At 72.0% G+C, this 25,654-nt stretch carries 28 protein-coding genes; 10 read left to right on the forward strand and 18 right to left on the reverse strand.

The features are described 5' to 3' along the window. Positions 1-80 precede the first annotated feature (80 nt). From AB0J10_RS23315 to AB0J10_RS23330, 4 genes are all read right to left on the reverse strand, one after another. Positions 81-554: a GNAT family N-acetyltransferase gene (locus AB0J10_RS23315; protein ID WP_363064410.1), complete on the reverse strand. Its 474-nt coding sequence runs from the start codon at positions 552-554 to the stop codon at positions 81-83. Between the two features lie 73 nt (positions 555-627). After that, the gene (locus tag AB0J10_RS23320; protein ID WP_363064411.1) at positions 628-834 is read right to left on the reverse strand and encodes a hypothetical protein; all 207 of its coding nucleotides are present in this window, start codon (positions 832-834) and stop codon (positions 628-630) included. A gap of 314 nt (positions 835-1,148) precedes the next feature. After that, positions 1,149-1,319, reverse strand: coding sequence for a hypothetical protein (locus tag AB0J10_RS23325; protein ID WP_363064412.1), 171 nt, complete (start codon positions 1,317-1,319; stop codon positions 1,149-1,151). A gap of 292 nt (positions 1,320-1,611) precedes the next feature. Next, positions 1,612-2,370, reverse strand: a complete 759-nt coding sequence (locus tag AB0J10_RS23330) for a phosphoglyceromutase (protein WP_363064413.1) — start codon at positions 2,368-2,370, stop codon at positions 1,612-1,614. Positions 2,371-2,504: 134 nt separating this feature from the next. Between AB0J10_RS23330 and AB0J10_RS23335 the strand changes: the two genes are divergently transcribed. After that, the gene (locus tag AB0J10_RS23335) at positions 2,505-3,995 is read left to right on the forward strand and encodes an MFS transporter (RefSeq protein ID WP_363064414.1); all 1,491 of its coding nucleotides are present in this window, start codon (positions 2,505-2,507) and stop codon (positions 3,993-3,995) included. 253 nt (positions 3,996-4,248) lie between these two features. Here AB0J10_RS23335 and AB0J10_RS23340 read toward each other — a convergent pair whose 3' ends face one another. Together AB0J10_RS23340 and mshA are read right to left on the reverse strand one after the other, a co-directional pair. After that, on the reverse strand, positions 4,249-4,740 hold the full coding sequence (locus tag AB0J10_RS23340) for a YbjN domain-containing protein (protein WP_363064415.1): 492 nt from the start codon (positions 4,738-4,740) through the stop codon (positions 4,249-4,251). Then, the gene (mshA, locus tag AB0J10_RS23345; protein WP_363064416.1) at positions 4,733-6,076 is read right to left on the reverse strand and encodes a D-inositol-3-phosphate glycosyltransferase; all 1,344 of its coding nucleotides are present in this window, start codon (positions 6,074-6,076) and stop codon (positions 4,733-4,735) included. Before mshA ends, AB0J10_RS23340 begins: the two co-directional genes overlap by 8 nt. Before the next feature lie 474 nt (positions 6,077-6,550). On the opposite strand from mshA, the gene AB0J10_RS23350 reads away from it, so the two are divergent. The 3 genes from AB0J10_RS23350 (at position 6,551) to AB0J10_RS23360 (ending at position 10,509) form a co-directional block, all read left to right on the forward strand. After that, a complete protein-coding gene (locus AB0J10_RS23350) occupies positions 6,551-7,378 on the forward strand; it encodes a class I SAM-dependent methyltransferase (RefSeq protein WP_363064417.1) in 828 nt (275 codons plus the stop codon). 542 nt (positions 7,379-7,920) lie between these two features. Then, entirely contained in the window at positions 7,921-8,961 is a 1,041-nt protein-coding gene (locus AB0J10_RS23355; protein WP_363064418.1) for an NlpC/P60 family protein, read from the forward strand. 246 nt (positions 8,962-9,207) lie between these two features. Beyond that, positions 9,208-10,509 carry a fused response regulator/phosphatase gene (locus tag AB0J10_RS23360; protein ID WP_363064419.1) on the forward strand — a complete coding sequence of 434 codons (1,302 nt, stop codon included), beginning with the start codon at positions 9,208-9,210 and terminating at the stop codon, positions 10,507-10,509. Between the two features lie 208 nt (positions 10,510-10,717). Here the strand turns inward: AB0J10_RS23360 and AB0J10_RS23365 are convergent, their stop codons facing one another. From AB0J10_RS23365 to AB0J10_RS23375, 3 genes are all read right to left on the reverse strand, one after another. Continuing rightward, a complete protein-coding gene (locus AB0J10_RS23365) occupies positions 10,718-11,050 on the reverse strand; it encodes a DUF2516 family protein (RefSeq protein WP_363064420.1) in 333 nt (110 codons plus the stop codon). Positions 11,051-11,207: 157 nt separating this feature from the next. Beyond that, complete coding sequence (locus tag AB0J10_RS23370) at positions 11,208-11,840, reverse strand: hypothetical protein (RefSeq protein WP_363064421.1); 633 nt, start codon at positions 11,838-11,840, stop codon at positions 11,208-11,210. A 34-nt stretch (positions 11,841-11,874) separates the two neighbouring features. Beyond that, positions 11,875-12,309 (reverse strand): helix-turn-helix transcriptional regulator, encoded by a 435-nt coding sequence (locus tag AB0J10_RS23375; protein ID WP_138054488.1) that lies wholly within the window; start codon positions 12,307-12,309, stop codon positions 11,875-11,877. A 255-nt stretch (positions 12,310-12,564) separates the two neighbouring features. Here AB0J10_RS23375 and AB0J10_RS23380 point away from each other — a divergent pair, with 255 nt between their 5' ends. The 3 genes from AB0J10_RS23380 (at position 12,565) to AB0J10_RS23390 (ending at position 14,238) form a co-directional block, all read left to right on the forward strand. Then, positions 12,565-12,939 (forward strand): helix-turn-helix transcriptional regulator, encoded by a 375-nt coding sequence (locus AB0J10_RS23380; RefSeq protein ID WP_363064470.1) that lies wholly within the window; start codon positions 12,565-12,567, stop codon positions 12,937-12,939. 10 nt (positions 12,940-12,949) lie between these two features. After that, complete coding sequence (locus AB0J10_RS23385; RefSeq protein WP_363064422.1) at positions 12,950-13,366, forward strand: VOC family protein; 417 nt, start codon at positions 12,950-12,952, stop codon at positions 13,364-13,366. 212 nt (positions 13,367-13,578) lie between these two features. Further along, complete coding sequence (locus tag AB0J10_RS23390; RefSeq protein WP_363064423.1) at positions 13,579-14,238, forward strand: class I SAM-dependent methyltransferase; 660 nt, start codon at positions 13,579-13,581, stop codon at positions 14,236-14,238. Between the two features lie 236 nt (positions 14,239-14,474). Here AB0J10_RS23390 and AB0J10_RS23395 read toward each other — a convergent pair whose 3' ends face one another. After that, positions 14,475-15,368 (reverse strand): oxidoreductase, encoded by an 894-nt coding sequence (locus tag AB0J10_RS23395; protein WP_363064424.1) that lies wholly within the window; start codon positions 15,366-15,368, stop codon positions 14,475-14,477. Between the two features lie 653 nt (positions 15,369-16,021). Here AB0J10_RS23395 and AB0J10_RS23400 point away from each other — a divergent pair. Beyond that, positions 16,022-16,864, forward strand: a complete 843-nt coding sequence (locus AB0J10_RS23400; RefSeq protein WP_363064425.1) for a nitroreductase/quinone reductase family protein — start codon at positions 16,022-16,024, stop codon at positions 16,862-16,864. A gap of 477 nt (positions 16,865-17,341) precedes the next feature. Here the strand turns inward: AB0J10_RS23400 and AB0J10_RS23405 are convergent, their stop codons facing one another. The 3 genes from AB0J10_RS23405 to AB0J10_RS23415 all read right to left on the reverse strand — a co-directional run bounded on the left by AB0J10_RS23405 (position 17,342) and on the right by AB0J10_RS23415 (position 20,287). Then, positions 17,342-18,478: a phosphotransferase gene (locus AB0J10_RS23405; protein ID WP_363064426.1), complete on the reverse strand. Its 1,137-nt coding sequence runs from the start codon at positions 18,476-18,478 to the stop codon at positions 17,342-17,344. Positions 18,479-18,680: 202 nt separating this feature from the next. Next, positions 18,681-19,424, reverse strand: a complete 744-nt coding sequence (locus AB0J10_RS23410) for an HAD family hydrolase (RefSeq protein ID WP_363064427.1) — start codon at positions 19,422-19,424, stop codon at positions 18,681-18,683. Further along, positions 19,421-20,287, reverse strand: coding sequence for a GntR family transcriptional regulator (locus tag AB0J10_RS23415; protein ID WP_363064471.1), 867 nt, complete (start codon positions 20,285-20,287; stop codon positions 19,421-19,423). The genes AB0J10_RS23410 and AB0J10_RS23415 overlap by 4 nt, the downstream gene beginning before the upstream one ends. A 209-nt stretch (positions 20,288-20,496) precedes the next feature. Here AB0J10_RS23415 and AB0J10_RS23420 point away from each other — a divergent pair, with 209 nt between their 5' ends. After that, positions 20,497-20,664 (forward strand): hypothetical protein, encoded by a 168-nt coding sequence (locus tag AB0J10_RS23420; protein WP_269729668.1) that lies wholly within the window; start codon positions 20,497-20,499, stop codon positions 20,662-20,664. 113 nt (positions 20,665-20,777) lie between these two features. On the opposite strand, the gene AB0J10_RS23425 is transcribed toward AB0J10_RS23420, so the two are convergent. Both AB0J10_RS23425 and AB0J10_RS23430 read right to left on the reverse strand, forming a co-directional pair. After that, positions 20,778-22,028, reverse strand: a complete 1,251-nt coding sequence (locus tag AB0J10_RS23425) for a GNAT family N-acetyltransferase (protein WP_363064428.1) — start codon at positions 22,026-22,028, stop codon at positions 20,778-20,780. A 138-nt stretch (positions 22,029-22,166) separates the two neighbouring features. Next, positions 22,167-22,811, reverse strand: a complete 645-nt coding sequence (locus tag AB0J10_RS23430) for an AmfC protein (protein ID WP_363064429.1) — start codon at positions 22,809-22,811, stop codon at positions 22,167-22,169. Positions 22,812-22,957: 146 nt separating this feature from the next. On the opposite strand from AB0J10_RS23430, the gene dtd reads away from it, so the two are divergent. Then, on the forward strand, positions 22,958-23,383 hold the full coding sequence (gene dtd, locus AB0J10_RS23435) for a D-aminoacyl-tRNA deacylase (protein WP_363064430.1): 426 nt from the start codon (positions 22,958-22,960) through the stop codon (positions 23,381-23,383). Between the two features lie 61 nt (positions 23,384-23,444). On the opposite strand, the gene AB0J10_RS23440 is transcribed toward dtd, so the two are convergent. The 3 genes from AB0J10_RS23440 to AB0J10_RS23450 all read right to left on the reverse strand — a co-directional run bounded on the left by AB0J10_RS23440 (position 23,445) and on the right by AB0J10_RS23450 (position 25,600). Next, positions 23,445-24,425: a folate-binding protein gene (locus tag AB0J10_RS23440; RefSeq protein ID WP_363064431.1), complete on the reverse strand. Its 981-nt coding sequence runs from the start codon at positions 24,423-24,425 to the stop codon at positions 23,445-23,447. Between the two features lie 10 nt (positions 24,426-24,435). Further along, positions 24,436-24,873 carry a transcriptional repressor gene (locus AB0J10_RS23445; RefSeq protein WP_363064432.1) on the reverse strand — a complete coding sequence of 146 codons (438 nt, stop codon included), beginning with the start codon at positions 24,871-24,873 and terminating at the stop codon, positions 24,436-24,438. 154 nt (positions 24,874-25,027) lie between these two features. Continuing rightward, on the reverse strand, positions 25,028-25,600 hold the full coding sequence (locus AB0J10_RS23450) for an FABP family protein (protein ID WP_269729662.1): 573 nt from the start codon (positions 25,598-25,600) through the stop codon (positions 25,028-25,030). Positions 25,601-25,654 lie beyond the last annotated feature (54 nt).

Here is a 25,654-nt window from a genome sequence, read left to right on the forward strand (position 1 = left end):
GGCCGCTCGGCAGCCCGTGGTGAACGGCAGATCGATGCGGAGCGGCCGGTGCGGAGCGCGATGCCGGGGCCGGTGACTGCTCAGGCCCTGGCAGCCGGCTCCAGAACGCCCACCGTCTGGCCGCCGCTCGTCTCTCCGGTGGTCCGGAAGCCCAGCTTCAGGTAGAACGCTCCGGGCCCGGCCTCCCCCGGCTCCCAGGTCGTGAAGAGCCGGTCCCGTCCGCGCCGCCCGATCTCCTCGGCGACGGCACCCACGGCGAAACGCCCGTACCCGCGTCCCTGTCCGTCCGCGGCGATGTTCAGCCGCCACAGACCGCTGCGCCGGTCCTCGGGATCCGCGGCCGGGTTCCACGCCATGTCGAGGAACGCCATGACGAAGCCCACGAGCCGGTCACCGTCGAACACCAGCCGCGGCCAGGCCGTGTCGCCCCACGCGTACGCCTCGGCGAGCGAGACCGCGACCGGCTCGACGTTCCTCTCCTGCTCAGGCCGCACGCGCAGCCCGAGCGCGGCTTCCACGTTGTCCGGCGTGATCTTCCCCAGGCGCAGGGTCATGCGCGCACGGTAACAACGAACACGCCCCCGGGCGGGGGCGGTTCGCTGCTCCGCTCACGCTGTTCGCCCGTGCTCACCTGGCGGCGACGAGGATGACCACCACGTCGTTGAAGTTCCTGTCGAAGTTGTCGTAGTACCGGTCGTAGTACCGGTCGTAGTACCGATCGTGGTGCCGGTAGTCGCGGTAGTCGTCGTAGTGACCGCAGCCCCCGCCCCTCCAGTCGGAACATCCACGATCAGCCGTGACCTGGCTCGCGGCGTACGCTCCGGTTGCCGGCATCACACCGAGTGCGAGCCCTGCGACTCCTGCCGACAACGCGGCTACGATCCTGCGGCGCATTCCCATGCACCTCCGACCATGAAGAATTAATCAGACTTTCAGGGCATTTCCAGCGTCCACCCTCTACGAGAACCTGTCAAAGAGAACGCCCTCGCGGTTCGCGCCGGACCACGGCCACCCGCCCCGACTGCCCCGGCACCGAGGCCAGTTGGCCCGGACGCCGCGGCACTCGGACACCGCTGTGCTGCCGCTTGCCCGCCGACGACCGTTGTTCCTCGTGGTTTCCCGCTCGAACCGGTACGGCTATGGCACGGCTACCGGCTGAGCATCTCGACCAGCTCCAAGAACAGCCACACACCGAAGACGGCGACGATGCCGATCCCCGTCACCAGCAGGACGACGACCAAGGCGATTGCCGTCATGATCCGTGCGCGTCTCACGGCCGACCTGTGGTCGGTGTCGTCGTTCCAGTCCTGATCAAGCACAGTGCCCCCCTTACTGCGACCCGGCCGCCCCCTGCAGCGCGGTCGAGCAAGAACACCGACGGACTGCCGCGGCAGCACTCCCCCGAGGGCGCCGACCTGTCCGTCCCCAGCCCCGAGCACCGCGCAGCGGTGGCCGACCGGCTCAACCGCCGTCAACACAGAACGCGCGGCTGGGAAACCCCAGCCGAGCGCCCGCGTGGACTGCTCGCGGCCTGATCAACACGACCACGTATTGCGACGACTCCTGGAAACCGCCGAACCAGCGGGTCGGGGGCCTCCTCGTGCCGTCGGGCTACTTCTTGCCCTGATTCCTGACCGCCTCGATCGCGGCGGCCGCGGCCTCCGGGTCGAGGTAGGTGCCGCCGGGGTTCACCGGCTTGAAGTCGGCGTCCAGGTCGTAGGCCAGCGGGATGCCCGTCGGGATGTTCAGACCCGCGATGTCGGTGTCGGAGATGCCGTCCAGGTGCTTGACCAGGGCGCGCAGGCTGTTGCCGTGGGCGGCGACGAGGACCGTGCGGCCGGTCAGCAGGTCCGGGACGATGGCGTCGTACCAGTACGGAAGCATGCGGACGACGACGTCCTTGAGGCACTCGGTACGCGGGCGCAGCTCCGGCGGGATCGTCGCGTAGCGGGCGTCGTGCGCCTGGGAGAACTCGTTGTCGTCGTCGATCGGCGGCGGCGGGACGTCGTAGGAGCGGCGCCACAGCATGAACTGCTCCTCGCCGAACTCCGCGAGGGTCTGCGCCTTGTCCTTGCCCTGCAGGGCGCCGTAGTGGCGCTCGTTCAGACGCCAGGAGCGGTGCACCGGGATCCAGTGGCGGTCCGCGGACTCCAGGGCGAGCTGGGCGGTGCGGATGGCGCGCTTCTGGAGCGAGGTGTGCACCACGTCGGGGAGCAGGCCGGCGTCCTCCAGCAGCTCGCCGCCGCGGACAGCCTCCTTCTCGCCCTTCTCGGTGAGGTTGACGTCCACCCAGCCGGTGAACAGGTTCTTCGCGTTCCACTCGCTCTCGCCGTGGCGGAGGAGGATCAGCTTGTACATCGCGTCGGCCATGGGGCCGAGCCTAATCGACGCCCCTCACGGCCGACGATTGACGTCCGGCGTCAATTCGCTGGCCTTCCGGAGCGGCCCACTTGTAAGTTGCTGTGCGCTAGAGGGCCACTTACATCACTCCGGGGGATGCCCGTATGTACGTAACCGCGCTCAAACGGGCCGCGAAGGAGAGCGTCTCGGGTCTGCCCCGGGCGTTCTGGTGGTTGTGGACCAGCACCCTGGTCAACCGGCTCGGCGCCTTCGTCGCCACCTACACAGCCCTGTACCTCACGCTGGAGCGCGGCTACTCCGCCTCGTACGCCGGACTCGTCGCCGCCCTGCACGGGCTCGGCGGCGTCGTCTCGTCGCTGGGCGCCGGGGTCATGGCCGACCGGCTCGGGCGACGGCCCACCCTGCTGATCGCCCAGACCTCGACCGCCGCCTCCGTGGCCCTGCTCGGCTTTATGGAGCACCCGGTGGCGATCGCCGCCGTCGCCGGTCTCGTCGGCATGACGAGCAACGCCTCCCGTCCTGCCGTGCAGGCGATGATGGCGGACATCGTCAGGCCCGAGGACCGGGTGCGGGCCTTCTCCCTCAACTACTGGGCGATCAACCTCGGTTTCGCGATCTCCTCGGCCGGCGCCGGACTCGTCGCCGAGTACAGCTACCTCGCCGGCTTCCTCGGCGAGGCCGCGCTCACCCTCGTCTGTGCGGTCGTCGTCTTCGTCAAACTGCCGGAGTCCCGGCCTGAGCACATCACCACGGCCGGGAAGGCGGAGCCCGGGACCAGCCTCGGCTCCGTGCTGCGCGACGGGCGCTACATGGGCGTCGTCGGGCTGTCCTTCCTCCTCGCCCTCATCTTCATGCAGAGTTCGGTCGCCCTGCCGGTGGCGATGGGCATGGACGGCTGGTCGCCCTCGGACTACGGCTTCGTCATCGCCCTGAACGGCGTGCTCATCGTCGCCCTCCAGATCCCGGTCACCCGCCTGATCGAGCACCGCGACCCCCAGCGCCTGCTCGTCGTCTCCGCCCTGCTCGCCGGGTACGGCTTCGGTCTCACCGCGTTCGCCGGCTCGCTCGGCTTCTACGCGCTGACGGTCGTCGTGTGGACGCTCGCCGAGATCGTCAACTCCCCCACGCAGATGGGCCTGGTGGTCCGGCTCTCGCCGGTGCACGGCCGCGGCCGCTACCAGGGTGTCCACACCCTCTCCTGGTCGGCGGCGGCGCTGATCGCCCCGCTGCTGGCGGGTTACGTCATCGACCACTTCGGCGCCGCCTGGCTGTGGGCGTCGTGCGCGGTCATCGGCACCGTGGCGGCGCTGGGCTACTGGCTGCTGATGCGCGGACTGCCGGACGGACCCGGGGCGACCGGGGAGCGGGGGGCCTCCGCTGTGACGGCCGCACCGGCACCGGCCGGGCCCGCGCCGACGGACTCCGCACCGGCGACGGCCCTCGTACCGGCTGCGGCCCTCGTACCGGCTGCGGCCCTCGTACCGGCTGGGGAACCGGTGTCGGCAGAGCACTCCGGTGGAGCGGGCGGCGGGGCCGGGGCGACCCACCCGACCACGGGCACAGGCAAGGACAAGGGCACGGGCACCGGCACGGGGGGCGTGACCACGGCGGCCGTCGGGGAGGCCGGTGCCTGACGGACCCGGCGGACAGGCCCGCGATCGCGAGCGGCCAGCACGGCGAGCGGGGAACGGACCGCGGCGCGACGGTCGGGGCGTGCAGCAGGGCGAACGGGGGTTGAACGAAAGGAGCGGCTCGCCGGCCCCGGGTTTGTCGGCCCCGGGTTCGTCGGGCTGGGGCAGGCCGTGCCACCGGCCGGACTCGGTCCGGTGGCACGGCGGGGGCTCTTCGGGGCGGCCGGGCCGCTGTGGCCGGCCGGCGCCCGCTTGATCAGTCCGTGGCCCGCTGGGTCAGATGCGTGAACGCCTCGAGGTTTCGGGTGGACTCGCCGCGGGCGACCCGCCAGGCGTACTCCTTGCGGATGGCTCCGGCGAACCCGAGCTCCAGCAGGGAGTTGAACGCCCCGTCCGCCGCCTCCAGGACCGTCCCGAGCAGCCTGTCGAGCTCGTCGGGGCCGACCGCCGACAGCGGAAGCCTGCCGACGAGGTAGACGTCACCGAGCCGGTCGACCGCGTAGCTCACCCCGAACAGCCTGAGGTTGCGCTCCAGCAGCCAGCGGTGGACGCCGGCCTCGTTCTCGTCGGGGTGGCGGATGACGAAGGCGTTGACGGACAGGGTGTGCCGGCCGACGCGCAGGGAGCAGGTCGTGGCGAGCTTGCGCGTGCCGGGGAGGGTGACGACGTAGGAGCCGGGCTCCGGGCACTCCCACTCAAGTTCCGCGTCCTTGAGGTACGCCTCGATGATCTGCCGAGCGTCAGCCATGGTGGGAGCGTACGCGACGGCGGTGCTCGTGCATCGCGGCCGTGTAGACCTCGGCGGTGGCCGAGGCCGCCGAGTCCCAGCCGAAGCCGCGGGCGTGCGCGGCCGCTGCCGCGCCCATCCGTCCCGTCAGGCGGGGGTCGTCGACGAAGCGGCGCAGCACGCGCGCGTAGTCCGCGGGGTCGTGACCGGACACGAGGAAGCCGGTCCTGCCGTCCCGCACGGCCACCGGGAGCCCGCCCACCGCGGCGGCGACGACGGGCGTGCCGGCCGCCTGCGCCTCTATGGCGACCAGCCCGAACGACTCGCTGTGCGAGGGCATGACCAGGACCGATGCCGCCCTGAACCAGTCCACGAGCCGGTCCTGGGCGACCGGCGGCCGGAACTGCACCACATCGGCGATGCCCAGCCGGGCCGCCAGCTTCTGCAGACCTTCCGGCTTGGCCAGCCCGCTGCCGCTCGGGCCGCCCACTATCGGCACGACCATGCGGGACCGCAGCGAGGGGTCCTCCGCAAGCAGCAGCGCGACCGCTCTCAGCAGCACGTCGGGCGCCTTCAGCGGCTGGATGCGACCGGCGAACAGCGGGATCACGGCGTCCTGCGGCAGCCCCAGGCGGGCCCGCGCCGCCGAACGGCCGTCGGCGACCCGGAAGCGGTCGAGGTTCACGCCGGGGTGGACGACGGCGACCTTCGCGGGGCGGGCGCCGTAGTGCCGGACCAGCTCGCCGGCCTCTTCCGCGGTGTTGGCGATCAGCCGGTCGGCGGCGTCCACGATCTGCGTCTCGCCGATCACGCGGGCGGCGGGCTCGGGGGTGTCGCCGTCGGCGAGCGCGGCGTTCTTGACCTTGGCCATGGTGTGCATGGCGTGGACGAGGGGGACGCCCCAGCGTTCGGCGGCCAGCCAGCCGACGTGGCCGGACAGCCAGTAGTGGGAGTGGACGAGGTCGTAGTGGCCCGGCCGGTGGCCCGCCCACGCCCGCATCACACCGTGCGTGAAAGCGCACAGCTGCGCCGGCAGGTCCTCCTTCGCCAGCCCCTCGTAAGGACCGGCGTCCACGTGCCGGACCAGCACGCCCGGCGCCAGCTCGACGGTCCCCGGCAGTCCTCCCGTGGTGGCGCGGGTGAAGATCTCGACCTCCACGCCGATGGCCGCCAGCCGCCTGGCCAGCTCCACGATGTAGACGTTCATCCCGCCCGCGTCGCCGGTGCCCGGCTGGTGCAGGGGCGAGGTGTGCACGCTGAGCATGGCGACCCGGCGCGGCCTTCGGTGGTGGCCGGGCAGCCGCAGCCGGGGCGGCGCCGCCAGGGCGCCGGCGAGCCGGGACACGTACTGGCTCACGGGGACGGTCCTCTCGGCTCTTGGTGCTCGGGCATGGCGGACAGGGGACAACCACGGCCCTCCGAACCCGGTCAACAGCGGAACCGTCTCTTTCATTTCCTGTCCGCCTCCCGCTTTGCCCAATCGTTGCCGAGGACGTCGACGGCCGACGGGGAACGGGGGACGGCCGACGGCCGACGGGGGACGCAAGGCCACGGCCGTCCGGCAACCGGCGTCCCGGAGGGCCAAGGCGAGCGGCACTCCGGCGCCGGGGAGGGTGGGCCCCCGCACCGGGTCCCCGCCCGGGAGGGCAGCCGCCCGGCCCTGGAGGGCGGTCCGCACCGGCACCGGGAGGGGACGACGGCACCGCCCGGTCTCGGCCGTCCACGACCTCGGTCACGACTGTCCGCCCCACCGCGACCGGCACGGGCCGTCCGCCCCCGACCCGCACCCGCCGCGGCGGCGCCGGCCTTCCTCCGGCTTACCCTCGTGTACATGTCCCCGCGCCCCGTGACGCCCTCCTCCCGCCCCGTGGGCGCGGTGACGCGCGGCACCACCAATCCGAACCGGCTGCGCCGCATGGACCGCTGGATCGCCGCCGTGCACGGACCGGCGCTGCGCCGTTCGGCCGCCGCGCCGGTCGCCGTGGACCTCGGCTACGGGGCGGCCCCCTGGACCGCGGTGGAACTGCTGCAGCGGCTCCGCGCCGCGGAACCCCGCACCCGGGTCGTGGGCGTGGAGATCGAGCCCGCCCGGGTGGAAGCGGCCCGTCCGTACACGCGGGACGGGCTGAGCTTCGTGCACGGGGGTTTCGAGGTTCCGCTGCCCGGCCCCGTCCGCCCGCTGGTCATCAGGGCGGCGAACGTGCTCCGCCAGTACGACGAGGAGCAGGTCGCCGAGGTGTGGCAGCGGCTGTGCGCGCGCCTCGCCCCCGGCGGCCTGCTGGTCGAGGGGACATGTGACGAGATCGGCCGCCGGCACGTGTGGGTGGCGCTCGACCCGGAGGGCCCGCGGACGGTCACCCTCGCCACCCGCCTCGGCTCGCTGGAACGGCCTTCAGACCTCGCCGAACGGCTTCCCAAGGCGCTGATCCACCGCAATGTGCCGGGCGAGCCGGTCCACGCGTTCCTGCGGGACTTCGACCGGGCGTGGGCGGCCGCCGCGCCGTACGCCTCGCTCGGCGCGCGGCAGCGCTGGATCAGGGCGGTGCGTCTGCTGGCCGCGGACTGGCCGCTGACGGACGTCCGGACGGACGGGCGGCGGCGATGGCGGCAGGGCGAGGTGACCGTCAAGTGGTCGGCACTGGCGCCCCGTTCCGTCTGAGCGGGGCTCCTCGGCGGGCGAGGCACTGGGGGAACGGACTTCCGGCGACCCACGGGACCCGGCCGATGCAGGGAGCACTGCCGGAACGGAGTCACTGCCGGAATGCGCCATGAGCGGGACTTGGGAGGGCCATGGGCGGTGACCGGGCACGGGCAACGCGCCGCGTACCGCGCCTCCCGAGCGGGGCGCGGGGGCCGTACTACCAAGCGGGGCGTGGGGGCCGTACTACCAAGCGGGGCGCGGGGCGCAGGCGCCGGGCGCGGAGGCGCACCCCGGAACGCCCTGTCCGGATCGGGAACGCGGCCCGTGGTTCGTTCGTCGGAGGGGTGGAAGTGATCCACGGCTGGTCCATCCGCAGGAGCAGGGGGGCGCGTGAAGGGTGACGACCCGGACTGCGGACGGGTGACAGACGGGACCGGGACGGCCTGGCCCTGTCGCTTTGGCGCGGGTCATGGCACCATCGCGTCGAAAGCCGTAAGTTACTGACGGTTAATCATTTTTAGAGGGACGAGAGTCGTCTGGCGTTGTCCGGAGGGGGACTTGTGAACCGACGCCTTTACGCAGCCGCCATCACGGTGGTGAGCGCCGTGACGCTGCTGGCAGCGCCGGGCCAGGCCCTCGCCGCGCCCCAGCCGCCCGAGCCTCCCGGGAAGAGCCTCGAAGAGGTGCGCAAGGAACTCGACGAGCTCTACCGCAGGGCCGCTTCGGCCACGGACGCGTACAACCTGGCCGAGGAGCAGGCCGACCGGCAGTCGGCGCAGATCGTGAAACTGGCCCAGGAGATCGCCAAGGGGCAGGCCAGGATCGACGACCTCAAGGACCGGGCCGGCGCCACGGCCCGCGCCCAGTACCGGGGCGGCGGACTGCCGCCCGAGGCGCAGTTGGTCCTCACCGACGACCCGCAGCTCTTCCTCGACGCCGCCGGACGCATCAAGGCGGGCGGCAAGGCGACGAAGGACCTCCTCGGCGAACTCAACCGCACCCAGGCCGACTTGCGGACCTACAGCAAGGAGGCCAGCGCCCAGTGGGCGCTGCTGGAGGCGAACCGGGTCAAGAAGGAGAAGCACAAGAAGGAGATCAACAAACAGATCGCCGCAGCCCGGCAGATAGAGGCACGGCTCCAGAAGGAGGAGCTGGCGCGACTGCGGAAGCTGGAGCAGGAAGCCGCGCACCGGGCCCAGACGGCCTGGCTCAGTTCCGGCGTCCTCAAGGAGATCGACGGCCGCGCGAGCGAGCAGGGCAAGGCCGCGGTCGCCTTCGCGACCGAGCAGATCGGCAAACCGTACGTATGGGGTGCGGAGGGACCGGGCTCCTACGACTGCTCCGGACTGACCTCGCAGGCCTGGGCGGCCGCCGGGCGCGGCATCCCGCGCACCTCGCAGGAGCAGTGGCGGTTGCTGCCGCGCATCGACATCAAGGACATGCGGCCGGGCGACCTGATCATCTACCACGCGGACGCCAGCCACGTGGGGATGTACGTGGGCGACGGCGCAATCGTCCACGCGCCCCGTCCCGGGCGGAACGTGACGCTGGCGGGTGCGGGCTCGATGGCGATCCTCGGGGTCGTCCGCCCGGACAAGTGAGCGGAACCACAACAAAAAGGACGGAGTGAGCCGGGTCACGCGGGAGTTGCGTGACCCGGCTCACCTGCACCGCGTGACGTTCGTCATCAGCCGTGGAGCAACTACGCCCTGATGCGCGGCATATGCCACCCACTCCTCCCGGAACGCCATTCCCCCGCACCCCCCGCTACCGCTATGGTCCCGGTCTGGTGGGACGTCGTTCGTCGACCCACCGCGCCCTCGGGGGGAGGGAAGGAAAACACACCGATGCCCGTACCCGTTCCGCGCCAGCGGACCGGCTCACCAGTCACCGTAGGCTCCATCGCCGCAGCGCCCGTCACCTCGGGTCCCGTCGCCACCGACCCCGTCTCGGAGTCCGCGGGCGGGGGCGACCTCACGCTCCTCGTCATCGAGGACGACCCGGCGGGCACCTTCACCGTCCCCGAACTGCTCGGTGCCGCCGGTACGCGGGTCCGCATCCGCACCGCCCGCAACCTCACCGAGGCCGAGCGGCTCCTCACGGACGACGTCCACTGCATCCTCGTCGACCTCGCGCTGCCCGGTTCCGCCCGCGACCGCGCCGAGGGCGACGAGCTCGCCGTGCTGCGGCACGTCCTGCGCATCGCACCCAAGCACGCGGTGCTGGCGCTGACCGCGGACGCCGACGCCGAGCGCGCCGCCGAGGCCGTACGGGTCGGGGCACAGGACTTCCTGCACCGTGACGAGCTGGACGGACGGGTCCTCAGCCGGGCCATCCGCTACGCCGTCGAGCGCAAGCGCGCCGACAGCGCCCAGGTGAAGCTCGCCGAGTCGCGGCTGCGGGCACAGGAGAACGCCCGGCTGGAGCGGGGGCTGCTGCCCACCCCCCTACTACAGGGCAGCGATCTGCGGTTCGCGGCCCGCTACCGCCCCGGACGCTCGCGCGCCCTGCTCGGCGGTGACTTCTACGACACGGTCCGCACCCCGGACGGCACGGTCCACGCGATGATCGGCGACGTCTGCGGCCACGGCCCCGACGAGGCCGCCCTGGGCGTGGAGCTGCGCATCGCCTGGCGGGCGCTGACATTCGCCGGGATGTGCGGGGACGAACTGCTCTCCACGCTCCAGCAGGTTCTGGAGCACGAGCGCGAGAGCGACGAGATCTTCGCGACCCTGTGCACGGTCGACATCGCTCCTGACGGCCGGCGTGCGGGACTGTGCCTGGCCGGGCACCCCTCCCCGCTCATCGTCCGCAGGGGCCGGCCCGCGCGGCTGCTCCCGTACGAGGACGGCGGCCCGGCCCTGGGCCTGCTGCCGCGCGCCCGCTGGCCACGCCGTCAGGTGGAGCTGGGCGCCGCCTGGAGCCTGATGATGTACACGGACGGCCTGATCGAGGGCCGGACCGCACCGGGCGGCGACCGGCTCGGCCAGGACGGCATGGTCGACATGATCAACCGGCAGCTCGCGGCCGGGCTCAGCGGCGAGGCTCTGCTGGAGGCCGCGGTGGCGGAGGTGCGCGAGCTCAACGGCGGCGACCTCACCGACGACGTGGCCGTGCTGCTGCTGGACCGCGACCGGGCACACGGCTGACGCCCGGCCGGGGGCGGCCTCCGGGCCGTGGGCGTCCGCCTCGGGCGCTCCGAGCGCCCGTGTCGCCCCACGTGACGTGGGTGGTCCCGCCGGGCGCCGCGGACCCGATCGCCTTCCGTGGACACGGACGAGCACGGAGCCCCCGGGTGGAGTACGGCGAGCGTGGGGGAGTCCGTCGGGAGTGCCCTGGACGGACGCCCCGACCGCCCTACCGTCCGCCGTTGTAGGGGCCGTACGGCCCGTCGCTGCTGGAGCCGCCGCGCCGGCCGCCACCGGACACCTGCTGGAGCGCGGGGCGGACGTCGACCATGAAGACGATCGTCGCGATCAGCCCGGCGATCTGCAGGAACAGCATCGGCACGATCACGTTCACGGCGACCGTGACACCGAGCAGGATCAGCCAGAACATCTTCGACTGCTTGCCGGCCGCACGGTACGCGTCCTCACGGGCGAAGGCGGCGAACCCCAGCGCGACCACGGCGAGGACGAGCATGGCCAGATTGAGCAGCCAGAGAATCGTGCCGAATCCCTCGAGCAACATGCTGTGCACCGCCTAGTGGGTTGAAACGTGTCACGACCACGGTACGGCCAGGACAAGGCCAACGTACCCGCACAACGGGCCGGGAACCTCGAAGGTGCCCGGCCCGTGGAATGTGCGCCCCGCCCGCGGCCGCGAGGCAGCGCGTGGGGCCGTACCGCTACTTCCCGGCCTGCGGGCTGGTGGACTTCTTCGCCACGGGCTTGCGGGGCGCGGGCTTGCGGGCGGCCGGCGGCGCCGGCTTCTTGTCCTCGACCCTGGCCGCGGGCTTCGGGCCCGCCTGGGGCTTCGCCGCTCCATTGGCGGCCTTCGGCGCCTCGGCCTTGGGCTTCGGCTCCGCCTTGGGCTCCACTGCGACGGCGATCTCCGCGATCTCCTCCGCGGCCTCGCCGCGCCACGACTTCACGGCCTGCTCACCGTGCTCGGCGACCTTCTCGTAGGTCTCACGGGCCCGGACCGCGTACTCCGCGGCCACGCCCACACCGCGCAGCGCCAGGTCCTGCGCGTTCTCACCGAGCTTCTTCAGATCGGTGTCCAGGTTCCCGAGGACCTCGGTCACCTTGGCCTGCACGGTGGCCTGGGCCTCCCGGGCCTGAGCGACCACCTTCGCCTGCACGGCCTTCGGGTCGGTCTCCCGCACGGCGTCGATACGGGCGGGCGCCTCGGCGCGCAGCTGGTCGATCAGCGCGGGCACCTTCTTCGCCTGCTGCACGGCCAGGTCGGCCGTGCCGGCCGCGAAGTAGAGGGGGGTCGGGTCGGTGAGGGTCTTGCGCAGGTCATCGGTGATGGCCATGACTGTGGTCCTCCCGGATCGCAGATTCGTCGGTTCAGACTTCGGGTGATGAGGGTTGGTCGGCACCACTTCCTGCGGCCGTGCGGGGGCCGTCCTCAGAGGTGTCCTTATCCGTATCGGCGCCGAAGCCGTTCTCCTTGCGGAACGATTCGTAGATCTGCAGCAGCACCTGCTTCTGCCGCTCGTTGATCGAGGGATCGGCCAGGATGACCGCCCGCGTCTCCAGCTCGTCACGTTCGCGCTCGTCGAGGATCCCGGCCCGGACGTACAGCGTCTCGGCGGAGATCCGCAGCGCCTTGGCGACCTGCTGCAGCACCTCGGCGCTCGGCTTGCGCAGCCCGCGCTCGATCTGGCTCAGATACGGATTGGACACCCCGGCGGCGTCGGCGAGCTGCCGCAGCGACAGCTGCGCGTTGCGCCGCTGCTCGCGGAGATAGTCACCGAGACTGCCGACATTGAGGGATGCCATGGTGTCGATGGTGCGCCATCGGCGCTAACTTTTGCAAGCACGTGCTTGCAAAAGTGCGCTCGATCACCCGGGCGGCCGAGTAGGAACCGGACGCGGCTGTCGGCCGAGACGGGACAGTCCCACTGTGTGCGGGGCCCTTACGGGGTTCGATCACGCGTGCACACGGCTTTCGGCTTCCATGCGGTCGGTACGGTGTCCACTGTGTCCCGTGTACCCCTCTCCGACCTCGCCAGGCTGCGCCGGGCCCGTGACGCCATGGACCGCGACTACGCACAGCCCCTGGACGTACCGGCGCTCGCACGCATCGCCCTCATGTCGGCGGGGCACTTCTCGCGCAGCTTCCGGGCCGCCTACGGCGAGACGCCCTACAGCTATCTCATGACCCGCCGGATCGAACGGGCCAAGGCGCTGCTTCGGCGTGGAGACCTGTCCGTGACGGAGGTGTGCATGGAGGTCGGCTGCACCTCGCTGGGCTCCTTCAGCTCGCGGTTCACCGAACTGGTCGGCGAGAGCCCCAGTGCGTACCGGGCCCGCGACCACGACCACGGATCGGTCATCCCGGCCTGCATAGCGAAGATCCACACCAGGCCGGTCAGGAACGGAGAAGCGAGCGGCCCCGCCGGTCCGTAGCGTGACGGGCATGGACATCAAGCTTTCACAGTGCTTCATCGCCGTCGACGACCACGACAAGGCGCTCGCCTTCTACCGCGACGCGCTCGGCCTGGAGGTGCGCAACGACGTCGGGTTCGAGGGCATGCGCTGGGTGACCGTGGGTTCGCCCGCGCAGCCGGACGTGGAGATCGTCCTCGAACCGCCGCTCGCGGACCCGAACGCCACGGACGCCGACCGCCAGGCGGTGGCCGAACTGCTGGCCAAGGGCATGCTGCGCGGCGTCATCTTCCGGACCGACGACGTCGACGCCACGTTCGAGCGGATCCGCGCCGCGGGCGCCGAGGTGCTGCAGGAGCCCATGGACCAGCCGTACGGCGTCCGCGACTGCGCCTTCCGCGACCCGGCCGGGAACATGCTCCGGTTCAACCAGCCGCGCGCCAAGTAGGAGCACAAGCGGGCGGGCGATCAGGGCGGCGGGTACCGGATGCGCACGGGCTGCACCCGCCGCCCGAGGCGCCACGTCCACTCCTGCCGCAGGGGCGGGCGCTCCCCGGGCCGGCTGCGGGCCGGTTCCCGTCGGGTCGACCCGAGGGACGGGGCGGGGACGCCTCGAGGGGCAGGGCGGGCCGGCCCACGGGGCGGGGCTAGCGTTCTGCCATGCCGCTCACCGAATCGCTCCATGTGCGCTCCACCCGGCTCGCCTACGACACCGTCGCCGTCGACTACGAGGAGCTGGTGCGGGAGGAGTTGGCGGCGAAGCCTCTGGACCGTGCCATGCTCGGGGCGTTCGCCGAGGTGGTGAGGGCGGCGGGGGCGGGGCCCGTGGCCGACGCCGGATGCGGGCCAGGGCGGATCGCGGCATATCTGGCCGGGCTCGGCTTGGACGTGTTCGGGGTCGATCTGTCGCCCGAGATGATCGCGGTCGCCCGGCGGGCGCACCCCGGTCTGCGGTTCGAGGTGGGGGACATGACCGCGCTCGGGTCGGTGGACGGCGCGCTCGGCGGGATCGTGGCCTGGTACTCGACCGTGCACACTCCACCCGAGGCGCTGCCGGAGGTCCTCGCCGAGTTCCGGAGGGCGCTGGCCCCGGACGGTCGGCTGCTGCTCGCCTTCAAGGCGGGTGACGAACGCCGGCATCTGGAACGCGCGTACGGGCACGAACTGTCGCTCGACGTCTACTGGACGCCCCCGGACCGGGTCGCCGCCATGGTGGCCGCGGCAGGGCTCGAAGTGGAGGCCACCCTGGTGCGGGAGCCCGACGAGCGGGAGCGGCCCCGGCAGGGTCGACAGGCGTTCCTCATGGCTCGCCGCACCTGAGTCGCCTGTGCAGCGCGCCGGGCGCCGTCCGCGCACCGCCCGGCGCCATCACCTGCCGGTTCCGCATGAGCGGCGGTCGAGGAGCGCCGGTGCCGGCCCGTCAGGAGCGGGTCCGGTGCGTGCGGTCAACGGGCGGCCGCAAGCCCTCGCGGAGGAGCGGCCCAAGGCCGTTGGCCGACGCGGTGAGCTTGCGTGCCGGCGGTGCGACGGGGCGGAGCCCCCCGTGAGAAGCACTACTAGACGTTCGGGACGCTCGACAGGACGGCCATGTCCTCCTCGCTGAGGCGCAGCGCGCCCGCCGCGACGTTCTCCTCCAGATGTGCCGGATCCCCCGTGCCCGGGATCGACAGTACGTGCGGGCCGAGACCGAGCGTCCAGGCCACACGGACCTGTGCGGGGCTCACGCCGTGGGCGCGGGCGACGGCGAGGACGGGGTCAAGCTCGGTACCGGTGACCCCCGCCTCCCGGCCGCGGCCCGCGATGGCGAAGAACGGTACGTACGCGATGCCCTGTTCACCGCACGTACGGACGAGTTCGAGCTCCTCGCCCCGTACGCCGACGGCACAGGCGTTCTGGACGCAGACGACCGGCGCGATCGCACGCGCCTCGGCGAGTTGGGCCGCGGAGACGTTGGAGACGCCGAGGTGGCGGACGAGACCGGCCTCCCTGAGCTCGGCCAGGGCGCCGAAGTGCTCGGCGATGGAACCGGTCGCCTTGCTCCTCGGGACACGGAGGTTGACCACGTCGAGACGGTCGCGCCCGAGCTGGCGGAGGTTCTCCTCCACCTGGCCGCGGAGTTGGACCGGCGAGGCCCAGGTCCAGTCGCCGGACGCGTCCCGCCCGGCCCACACCTTGGTGGCGATGACGAGGTCGTCGGCGTACGGTGCGAGCGCTGCGTTGATCAACTCGTTGGCAGACCGCAGCGACGAGAAGTAGAAGGCGGCCGTGTCGATGTGGTTCACGCCGAGCTCGACCGCGCGACGCAACACGGCGATCGCGCGGCTCCGGTCGCTCGGGGTGCCGTCGGCGTTCGACGTCAGGCGCATCGCGCCGAATCCGAGCCTGTTGACCGTGAGGTCGCCGAGTTCCCAGGTGCCGGCCGCCGCCGCGTTGATCGTCTCCGTGGTCATGGGGAAGTCTGACACGCCCTCGAAGGACCCTGCCCGGCGCGGGCGACGGCGATGCCGGGACGGCCCTGAGGCGATGCCGGGACGCCGGCGGCCGAAAGTGTTCCACCTGACGTCCCGGCCCCGGCCGCATTCCATTTCGCGGACCGGACATCGGTGTTGCCCGCACGCCTGTCGGGCATTAAATTGAGCGCGTGACTGCCGGGTCGGCCATGGGCCACGAACGAGTAGGGCACCCGGCCTCGACGTGACGCCGAGGCGGGCAAGAGGCCCGCCTTTTCCGTTTTCCGTTTTCCGTTTTCCGCGGCAAGTGTCATCCACGCCGTTCTCGGAAACGATGCGCACACCGAGCCGTTCCGTGTGCCCGTGCACACGCGCGTAGGCCCGCGCGGCCGCCGGGCCCGTACACCGGCGTGCGCCTCCGCCCCGGACGTGCCCGCCCGCAACCCGTACGCATGACGCACGCACCGTGCCCGTACGTATCACGTGGCTCGCGCGCCCGTACGCCTCGCGCCCTTCGTACTCCTCCGCGGCATCCGCGTATGACGCGCCATTCGACAACCACCCCGAGCGGGCCCCGACGCGCCGCTCCAGGGGTGAATTCGGCGTGCCCGAAAACCGGGAACACCCAGCAGGCCACAAACAGAAAGCGAATAATGTCGAACGATTTCAACCAGCAGGTCATCAATGAGTTCCGCGCCAACCGCGGGCGCGTCGGAGGCTGTTTCGAAGGAGCCCGGCTGCTCCTTCTCACGACCACCGGGGCACGATCGGGCGCCTCCCACACCACCCCTGTCGGATATCTCACCGACGGCGGCGAACGCGTTCTCGTCATCGCCTCCGCCGGCGGCTCGCCCAAGCACCCCGACTGGTACCACAACATCCTCGCGAACCCCCGGCTCACCGTCGAGGACGGCGTCTTCACCTACGAGGCGCACGCCGTGGTGCTCGACGGTGCGGAGCGCGACCGCGCCTTCGCCCGCGCCGTGGAGGCTGATCCCGGTTGGGCCGAGTACCAGGCGAAGACCGAGCGCGTGATCCCCGTCGTCGCGCTCGAGTCGGTCGAGAACGGGCCGCCGAGCATGGGCACCACGTCCATGGGCGAGGCCGTCAAGGCGGTCCACGACACCTTTCGGCGCGAACTCGCCCTGATCCGTGCCGAGATCACCGCGTCCGGTCCCCGGCTCGGCGCCCAGCTCCGGATCAACTGCCTGACCCTCTGCCAGGGCCTGCACAACCACCACACCGGCGAGGACACCGCCCTCTTCCCCTTCCTCGCCGGACGGTACGAGGAACTGGCACCGGTCATCGACCGGCTGCGCGAGGAGCACGGGAGGATCGCGGCACTCCTGGACGAACTGCGCCGCGTCGTCACGGCGGAGGGCGCAGAGCCCGCACTCGTTCAGGCCGAAGTCGGACGGCTCACCACGGAACTCGAAGCACATCTCGCCTACGAGGAGGAGCGGTTGATCCCGGTTCTCGACGCCGCGGCGCGCTGACCGCCGAGGGGCACGGCGGCCTCGGGCGCATGGCTCGAACTCGCCCCGGACCGAGGCCCCGCCGGTATCCACGAGTGGTGAGACCGCGCTCGTACCGCTCGCATACGTCCTGGCCGGGACGGTCGCCGACCGCATCGGCACGACGCCCGTGATGTGGATCTGCTGTGCCGGCATCCTCGCCGTGACCGTGGCCCTGCTGCCCGTACGCGATGTGCGTCGGCTCTGCCGACTCCCTGACGCCGGGCGGGGCGTGGCGACGGAGGAGGCTCCCTGTCCCGGCGAATCCCCCGAGTCACCGGAGTCTCCCGAGCCCGGTCAGTCCGGTCAGTCCGGTCAGTCCGGCCAGTCCGCCGGGGAGCCCGACCGTGTCTGATGCGCTCGCCCCGGTCGGCCGGCCGGGCCGCGACCCGCCGTGGACCGCGTCGGCGTGGTGCGCGGGACCGCCGGCCGTGGGGCCCGTGGGCGGGTCCGCGCTGTTCAAGTGGCGGACGAGCCGGGCTGCGAGCGGCGCTTGGACCAGGCTTGCAGGGCGTCGGCGATCTGCCACGGCTCGGGCACGGAGCCCAGCCCGAGCGGACCGGCGCCGCGCAGCACGACCCGGTGCAGACGGCCTGCCGCCTCCGCCAGCCGTGCCCGCTCGGCGCCGGAGCCGGTGTCGGAGCCGGTGTCGGGGTCCGGGCCGCGCACGGTCAGTGCGGTTCGGATGATGTCCGTGAACACCGACTGGGCCTCCTTGAAGGCCAGCAGGAGCCTCAGGTCCTGCCGCCACCCCCGGGAGGCCCCCGGCCTGGCCCGCTCCACCCGGTGCGCCCAGTTCCTGGCGACCACCACGGCCTGCCGATCCGGGTAGCCGGCCAGATGGAGATGGGTGGCCAGGTCGTAGAGGGGATCGCCGGCGATGGCGAGTTCCCAGTCGATCGTCCAGAGCGTCCGATGGGCGTCCAGGACGAGGTTCTCCCGATGGAGATCCCCGTGCAGGAGGCAGAAGGGGCGCTTCCGCAGCCCTTCGGCATCCTCCCGGAGCCGACGCAGTGAGCCGTCCTTGACGCCCAGGGCCTCGAAGAGGTCCCCGTACTCCGACTCGTTGTCCAGATAGACCCGGGTCTCCACGAACCGGATCAGTCCTCGCAGAAAGCCTGCGGTGTCTCCGTCGCGAGGCCGGTCGGCCGGGCGGCAGTTTCGTTCGAGGTCCAGGTCGGCCGGCCGGATCGCCACCAACTCGCCGAAAAGCCTCAGGAGTTGCCCGACGACTTCCCAGGGCAGCCACCCCTCGCGTCCGTACCGCGCGCCGAGTGTGACGCCCTCCACGAATCGCTGCAGCGGAACGCCCTCGACCTCGACGATCTCGGGCACACCGCCCACCCGTCCGCGAAGTTCCCCGATCAGCCGCTCCTCGGACGCGAAGCACCTGCGGTCGAACCAGAGGAGTCCCGGCTTGGGCTCACGGCACTTCCAGCGCACCGTGCCGTCCACGCCAAGGGCCCCGGCCACCTCGGGCGGCAAGGGGATCACATATGTCTCGTGGTGATGGCCCTCGATGGGCCCCTCGACCCGGTTCTCGTCACGGCTCAGGGCGATGGCTCGCCGACGTGCGGCGGACATCGGTTCGCCCATGGCCGCGGCCCTCTTGCCCAGTGGTACCGAAGTGAGGAGTGCACGCTACCGCCTCACGGGCCCTCCCGTCCCACGTACGCGCCTCCCCGCCCCACCACGGCGTCCTCGAATACCCCCGTGCGGGTGAGTTACCCGGCACCCCGCGCGTGCGCCCGGGGGCGTGGTGGCCGCCGCGGCGGGCTCCGTTCCGGTCGCCCGGGCCTCAGCCGGTGCGGCGGCGCCGGACGATCGCGAGCAACGGTTCCAGCGAGTCCACGATCACCGCGGCGCCGGCCGCGCGGAGTCGTGCCGCACGGCCGGCGCCCTGGGCGTAGCCGAGGAAGCTGACGCCCGCGGCGCGCGCCGCCAGCAGGTCCGAGGGCGTGTCGCCGATCATCAGGGCGGCTGCCGGGGTCGCACCGAGGGAGTCCAGCGCCCGCAGCACACAGTCCGGGTCGGGCTTGAGGAGGTCGAGGTCCGGGGCCCGGCCGTGGATATGGGGGGCGAAGCACTCGCGCAGGCCGCGCCCGGTGAGGTACTCCTCGGCCGCGCGGGGCGAGTTGTTCGTGGCGACGGCCAGTCCGGTCGCGACCGCGCTCCACGTGCGGATCAAGGGGTCCGCGTGCGCGGTCGGCCAGGCGCTCCTGGTGGCGAGCAGTTCCTGGCGGGTGAGCTCCCGCTCCAGCCCCTCGACCACGTCGCTGCCCGGGTGCAGCCGGCCTACCGCCCGCAGTACGTCGTGCGGGTCCTCGGCGGCCCGCTGCTCGTCCGTGAGCCGCACGTCGCCGCCGTGCCGGTCCAGCCAGCCGACCAGGCTCTCCGCGACCCCTGCGGCCCGATGGCGGGCGAAGAGGCGGCAGATGGGGCCGTCGAAGTCGAAGAGGACGTGGTCGGCCCCGTTGATCAGATCCTCGATGGTCTCCGCCACGCGCGCCGCCTGTTCGTCGAGTGCCGCATCAGTAGTCAAGAGAGTGTCAGGTTCATGGCGATGGTGTTCCACAGTGCGTCGAACCACATGCCCGACTGTTCCACGAAAGCGGTGTCCCGTGGTCCGTTGCCGGCATCGAACGGGAAGAGGAGCGACTGCGTGCCGAGGGTGTCGAACATCTCCACGGTGGTCGCGTCGATCTCCTCCTCCCGCCGGGTCACGGTGTAGTACGCGAAGAGGGCCTCGCTGCCGTTGAGCACGTAGAGCTTCACCGGCGGGGTGAACGGCAGCGCGCGGAAGGCGACCGTGACGTCGATACCGTGGGAGACGCGCAGCGCCTGGAGATTGTGGCGCAGCACCATGCCCTGGGCGTTGCGCTGCGCGAGCCAGCGCTGGTGGATCAGGTCGCCCTCGTCCGTGTCGGCGACGGACGTCGGGAAGGCGAGGTCGATGTTGCGGTCGGGCAGCAGCAGCCGCACCTCGACCGACTCGGGCCGGATCCGGCCCTCGTGGATCAGCCGCAGCGGTTCCGCCAGGGCCAGCATGAGCGTCTCGGCCGTGAGGCACAGGGCGTCTATGCGCACCTCCGGCACCGCGAACGCCTTCGCCAGCTGCGGCGCCAGGGCGACCATCGTGGGCTGGGGCCGGATGTCCTCGCCGTCGCCCGAGCCGCCCGCGCGCTCGGCGATCCGCGCCGGAGCACCGCGGGTGACATGGGTCAGCAGGCCGTCCTCCTGGAGAAGCCTGAGCGCCTGCCGTACGGTGCCGCGCTCCACGCCGAACTCCTGGACGAGTTGGGACTGCGTGGGCATGTGATCGCCGGGCCGGAGCGCACCGCTGTCGATCCGGCCACGCAACACATCGGCAATGTCGTGATGTGTCGGCTTTCTTCCGTTCACCATGCCGTTCTCGTGGTTCACAACTCGACGCTACAACTCTTCCGGAGTTATGGGGAGTTACCGAACACGGGTTAGTCGACATTGCCAAGTGGGGACAACTTCAATTGAGTTGGCACCAACTCGCGAGACATGGTCGAAGTGGGGCCGCACACCCCCGAGTTGGCCGATCTTCGACGACTGCGCTCCTCCCCGACCCCAAGGAGGGACCTGCCATGCCACTCATCGCCTTCGCCCTCGAGGAATTCGTCCAGTGGCGGTTCGGCCTCATGGGCGCGATCGGCCTGGGACTGCTCAGCTTCGGTCTGCGCGCCAGGAACGCCGCGTGCACCGGCGTGGGCAGCGTCGTGCTGGCGCTGCTGCTGCACTCCGCCTCGGTATGAAGCCGGGCGGGCGGTCCCGCCGCCCGCCCGGTGCGCCCGGCCTCCCCCGCCGTCCCGCCCCGGCGCACACCGCGCCCAGGCCCGCTCGGGCTCGCCCGGCCCCGGTCCGGTGCTCAGAACATGTCCGGACACCATGCCCGCCGCCGTGCCCGGAACACCGTGTCCGCCAGGGCCGCCGTGTCCGCGCGATCCTCCGTCACCCGTCCCAGCGCCACCAGCCGCAGCACCGACTCGTCCCCCAGGTACAGCGATCCCAACGCCCCCAGGTCCATGGAGAGATCGGCCGGCAGCCCGGTCGGGGAACACCGCGCCGCGCCTCCTGGCGCCACCTCCAGCCGGAACCGGCCGCCCGCCAGTCCCAGCGGGTCGTGCACGTCCAGCACCAGCGTGCCGGGGGTGTCGTAGGTACGTGCCTCCAGCGCCCGTGCGACGTCCAGCACCCGCACCCACAGGAAGTCCGCGCAGGTGACGGTCCGGGCGGCGCGCGGATCGGGCAGCAGCAACGGAAGCAGATCGTCCGGGGCCCGTCGCCCCGTCCTCACCGTGGTGACCCAGTCCACCGAGCACACGAACTGCCACAGGGCGCGCTCGGCGGCGGGCGACACGGCGATCAGCTTCTCGACCGCCAGCACCGTGTCCGGCTGCCCGGCATCCGACCAGCCCGAGTCCTCGGCCCGGTAGACCACCAGGCCCTCCACCTCACCTGCAGCCGACCGGTACACCGCGTAGAACGGCTCCTTCCAGGGCTCCGGACCCGCCTGGGCCGCACCCGTGTTCACCTGCCACCAGCGCTCGTCGCGGTCGGTCGCCCCGGCCCGGCCGGCACGGAAGCGGTCGTACAGCTCGGGGCCGAACTTGCGGACGTCCTCGCCGTCGGCCAGATCGACCCGGCCGCCCTCCCCGGGGCCCGACCAGCTCGGGTCGAGCCCGGTGCGCGCCACGTCGACGCTCCACTCCGTGAACCAGGCCGCGGGACCGAAGCCGTACCGACCGTAGATCGGGAACTCGGCCGCGATCAGCGTCGAAACGATCTCGCCGCGGTCCTTCGCGGCCGCGAGATCCGCCGTGATCATCCTGGTCAGCAGGCCGCGCCGGCGGTGCGTCGGCGAGACGGAGACGTTCGAGATGGCATTCGCCGGTACGGCGGCGCCGCCCGGGACCGTGAGCTGCTGGGTGTAGGAACGGTACGTCGCGACGCAGCGGCCCGCCTCGAAGGCGCCCTGCACCCGCGGCAGATCGAAGTGCAGCAGCCGGTCGGCGGCCATTTCCTCGCTCACCACCGGGGGCTGCAGGAACCCGGTCCTGCAGGCGCGCAGCCAGTCGGCGATCTCGGGCTCGGTGACGGGGCGCACATCTGGGCTCATGACACCCACGCTATGCCGCCCCGCCCCCGCTCGTCACAGGGATTACGGGCGCCCTCCTCGGGCCCCGGCCCACCCGGCGGACGGGGTCGGGCGGGTCCCGCCCGCCCCGGCGAGCGGGCCGTCCGCCCGGCCCGGCGTTCAGGTGAGCAGGTCGTCCACCTGCGCTTCGCCCTCGCGGTACCTGCGGGCGATCTCCGCGCTGCAGTCGTCCGCGGTGCGCTGCAACTGCTGCCGCTGTCCGGACACTTCCTGCTCGTAGTCCGCGAGCCGCCCCATCGCCGCGCGCAGTTCGTCGTCCGTGCGCGCCTCCAGGTCGGACAGCTCGACCTCGGAGAGCATCTCCGCGGCCAGCAGCCGGTACTCCTCGCCGCGCGGCACGGACAGCGTGACGTGCCGGGCCGAACTGCCGCGCCGCGACGGCGGGTCGGCGAGGATCCGCGAGAGCCGGTCGACCACCGCGGCGTCCGGCCCGGACCCGCCCGGCCCGCCGGCCGCGGCGGGATGCAGCGGCGGCGCCGAACGCCGGGACAGCTCCGCGCGCAGGATGTCGATCCGGCCCTGCAGCAGCCGCCGCACATAGCTCAGATCGGCCTCGTCCCGCTGGGACTCCTTGCGCAGGGCCCGCAGTTCCGGCAGCCGCAACACGGCGAGATCGCGCGCACCGGAGTCGGGACGGCTGTCGCCGGTGCGCTGCGCGGGCGGGCGGGCGGTGCCGGGCCCCGAGCAGGCACCGCGGGTCATCTGTACGGGACCGGGCGGCTGCCCGGCGCCAGGTGTGCTCATGCGTGAATCAGTCCCCTCGACCGGTGCATGAGGTCTCCCCGGGCCCGGAGGGCCGAGGGGATGCACCGACTCCGTGCATCGTGCCATTACGAACGGTGCCCCTGCAGGCGGTCTGCACCCGTTCAGCCCCCGATAGGTTGGTCTGTATGCGTGCAGTGGTGCAGAGGGTCGACGGCGCGAGCGTCGTGGTGGCCGGTGAGACCGTGGGAGAGATCGTCGGCGAGGGGCTGTGCGTCCTGGTGGGGGTGACGCACGAGGACACGCCCGAGAAGGCGGCGCAGCTCGCCCGGAAGCTCTGGTCGGTGCGGATCCTCGAGGGCGAGAAGTCCTGCTCGGACGTGAACGCCCCCTTGCTGGTGATCTCCCAGTTCACCCTCTACGGGGACGCCCGGAAGGGCCGCCGCCCCACCTGGAACGCCGCCGCACCCGGCGAGACCGCCGAGCCGCTCGTGGACGAGGTGGTGGCGCGGCTGCGGGAGCTGGGCGCGCGGGTGGAGACGGGCCGGTTCAGGGCGCAGATGAGGGTCTCGCTCACGAACGACGGCCCGTTCACGGTGCTGCTGGAGGTGTAGTGCCGACGACCCACCGCGGGCGACGCGATCCGCCGGAGCCGCGCCGCCCGCGGTGGGGCCGCTACGGCTCGACCACGACCTCCTGTGCCGCGGCCGTGCTCCCGGCCAGCAGCTCCGCGTCCACCGGTACGTTCCGCTTCACCAGGGCGAGGGCGATGGGCCCCAGCTCGTGGTGGCGGGCCGAGGTCGTGATGAAGCCGAGCTGGCGGCCCTCCTCACCGTCCGCGGCCAGCCGCACCGGTGTGCCGTGCCCCGGCAGATGCACCTCGCTGCCGTCGAGGTGCAGGAACACCAGCCGGCGCGGCGGCTTCCCCAGGTTGTGGACGCGCGCCACGGTCTCCTGCCCCCGGTAGCAGCCCTTCTGCAGATGCACGGCGGGTCCGATGAGCCCGACCTCGTGCGGGATGGTGCGGTGGTCGGTCTCGAAGCCCAGCCGCGGCCGGTGGGCCTCCACGCGCAGGGCCTCGTACGCCAGGACGCCGATCGCCGGGCCGTTGGCCGCCGCGTACGACTCCAGCGCGGCACGCGGCAGGAACAGGTCGCGACCCTGCGGCGTCTCCCGTACGACCACGCCCTCCGGGGCCTCCGCGATCGAGCCGGCGGGCAGATGCACGACCGCGAAGTCGTCCGTGCGGTCCGCGACGTCGACCTGGTAGAAGAACTTCATCGACTCCAGGTACGCGAGGAGCGCCTCCTGGGTCCCCGGTTCGACGTGCGCCCACACCGTCCCGCCGTCGTCCACGAGGTACAGCGCGTGCTCGATGTGGCCGTGCGCGGAGAGGATCAGGGCCTCGGTGGCCTCCCCGGCGGGGAGCTCGCTGACGTGCTGGGTCAGCAGCAGATGCAGCCAGCCGAGCCGGTCCTTCCCGGAGACGGTGATCACGCCGCGGTGCGAGAGGTCGACGAGACCGGTGCCGTCGGCGAGGGCACGCTGCTCGCGGAACAGGTCGCCGTAGTGGGCGGCGACACCTTCGTCGCGCCCCTCGGCGGGAACGGCGCCGGGCAGGGACAGCAGAGGGCTGGTCGTTGAACGTCGCTGCATGGCCCCAAGCCTACGACTGGCCGCCGGCGGCCTTCCCCGCGCACTTGCGGCACTGGCCGAAGATCGCGAAGTGCTTCATGTCGGTGGTGAAGCCGAACTTCTCGCGGAGCTCCGCGGTGAACCCGGCGGCCACGTCGACGTCCGCCTCGATCACGTCCCCGCAGTCACGGCAGACCAGATGGAGGTGGTGGTGCCGATCGGCCAGATGGTAGGTGGGGGCGCCGTGCCCCAGATGGGCGTGCGAGACCAGACCCAGCTCCTCCAGCAGCTCCAGGGTCCGGTAGACCGTCGAGATGTTCACCCCGGAGGCGGTCTTGCGCACCTCGACGAGGATGTCGTCGGGCGTCGCGTGCTCCAGCGCGTCGACGGCTTCGAGGACGAGCTGGCGCTGCGGGGTCAGCCGGTAACCGCGCTGCCGCAGATCACTCTTCCAGTCGGTGCTCACCACGCGTCCAGTGTAAGGACCGGGGGCGCGGAGGGACGGCGATCCGTCCGCGCCCCTGGTTTCCGACGGAGCGGCGGGGCCTGCGAGGAGGACTACCGGGGCCGCCGGGCACGCGGGGTGCTCGACGCAGGCGGGAGTTGCCGAGCGGGGCGGGACGTCACTTGAAGAAGGCGATGCCGTCGTCCGGCAGGTCACCGAGGTCCTTGGCCCATGCCTCGACCTGCTCGGGCGTGACGACCTTCTTCAGGTGCGCCGACATGTACGGCCGCAGCGGCACCTCGGGGGTGGACTTCTCACCGACCCACATCAGGTCGCCCTTGACGTAGCCGTAGAGCCGCTTGCCTCCCGAGTACTGCGGGGAGGCGGCGGTGCGCGCGACGGCGTCCGTGGCCAGGTCGATCTGCGGCTTCTTGTCCGCGAGATCGCCGTACCAGATCTCCACGACGCCCTGGTCGCGGACCATCACGACCTCGACCTTCCGGTCCTTGTCGATCCTCCAGTAGCCGGACTCGCTCTCCAGGGGGCGGACCTTCCTGCCTTCGGAGTCCAGCACCCAGCTGTGCGAGACGTACTCGATGAAGTCACGGCCGTCGTGGCTGAAGGTCACGGACTGGCCGAAGTTGCACTTCTCCGAGCCGGGGAAGTCGGACACACCCGCGCCTTCCCAGGTGCCGAGGAGAAAGGCGAGCGGCACGAGGTCGGGGTTGAGGTCGGACGGGATCTCGATCATGGCTGGCTCTGTCGGTCAGTGGGATACGGGACTAGCGCTGGCCCTGGTACAGCT

It is taken from the genome of Streptomyces sp. NPDC049887 (assembly GCF_040656535.1).
In the GTDB taxonomy this organism is placed as follows: domain Bacteria; phylum Actinomycetota; class Actinomycetes; order Streptomycetales; family Streptomycetaceae; genus Streptomyces.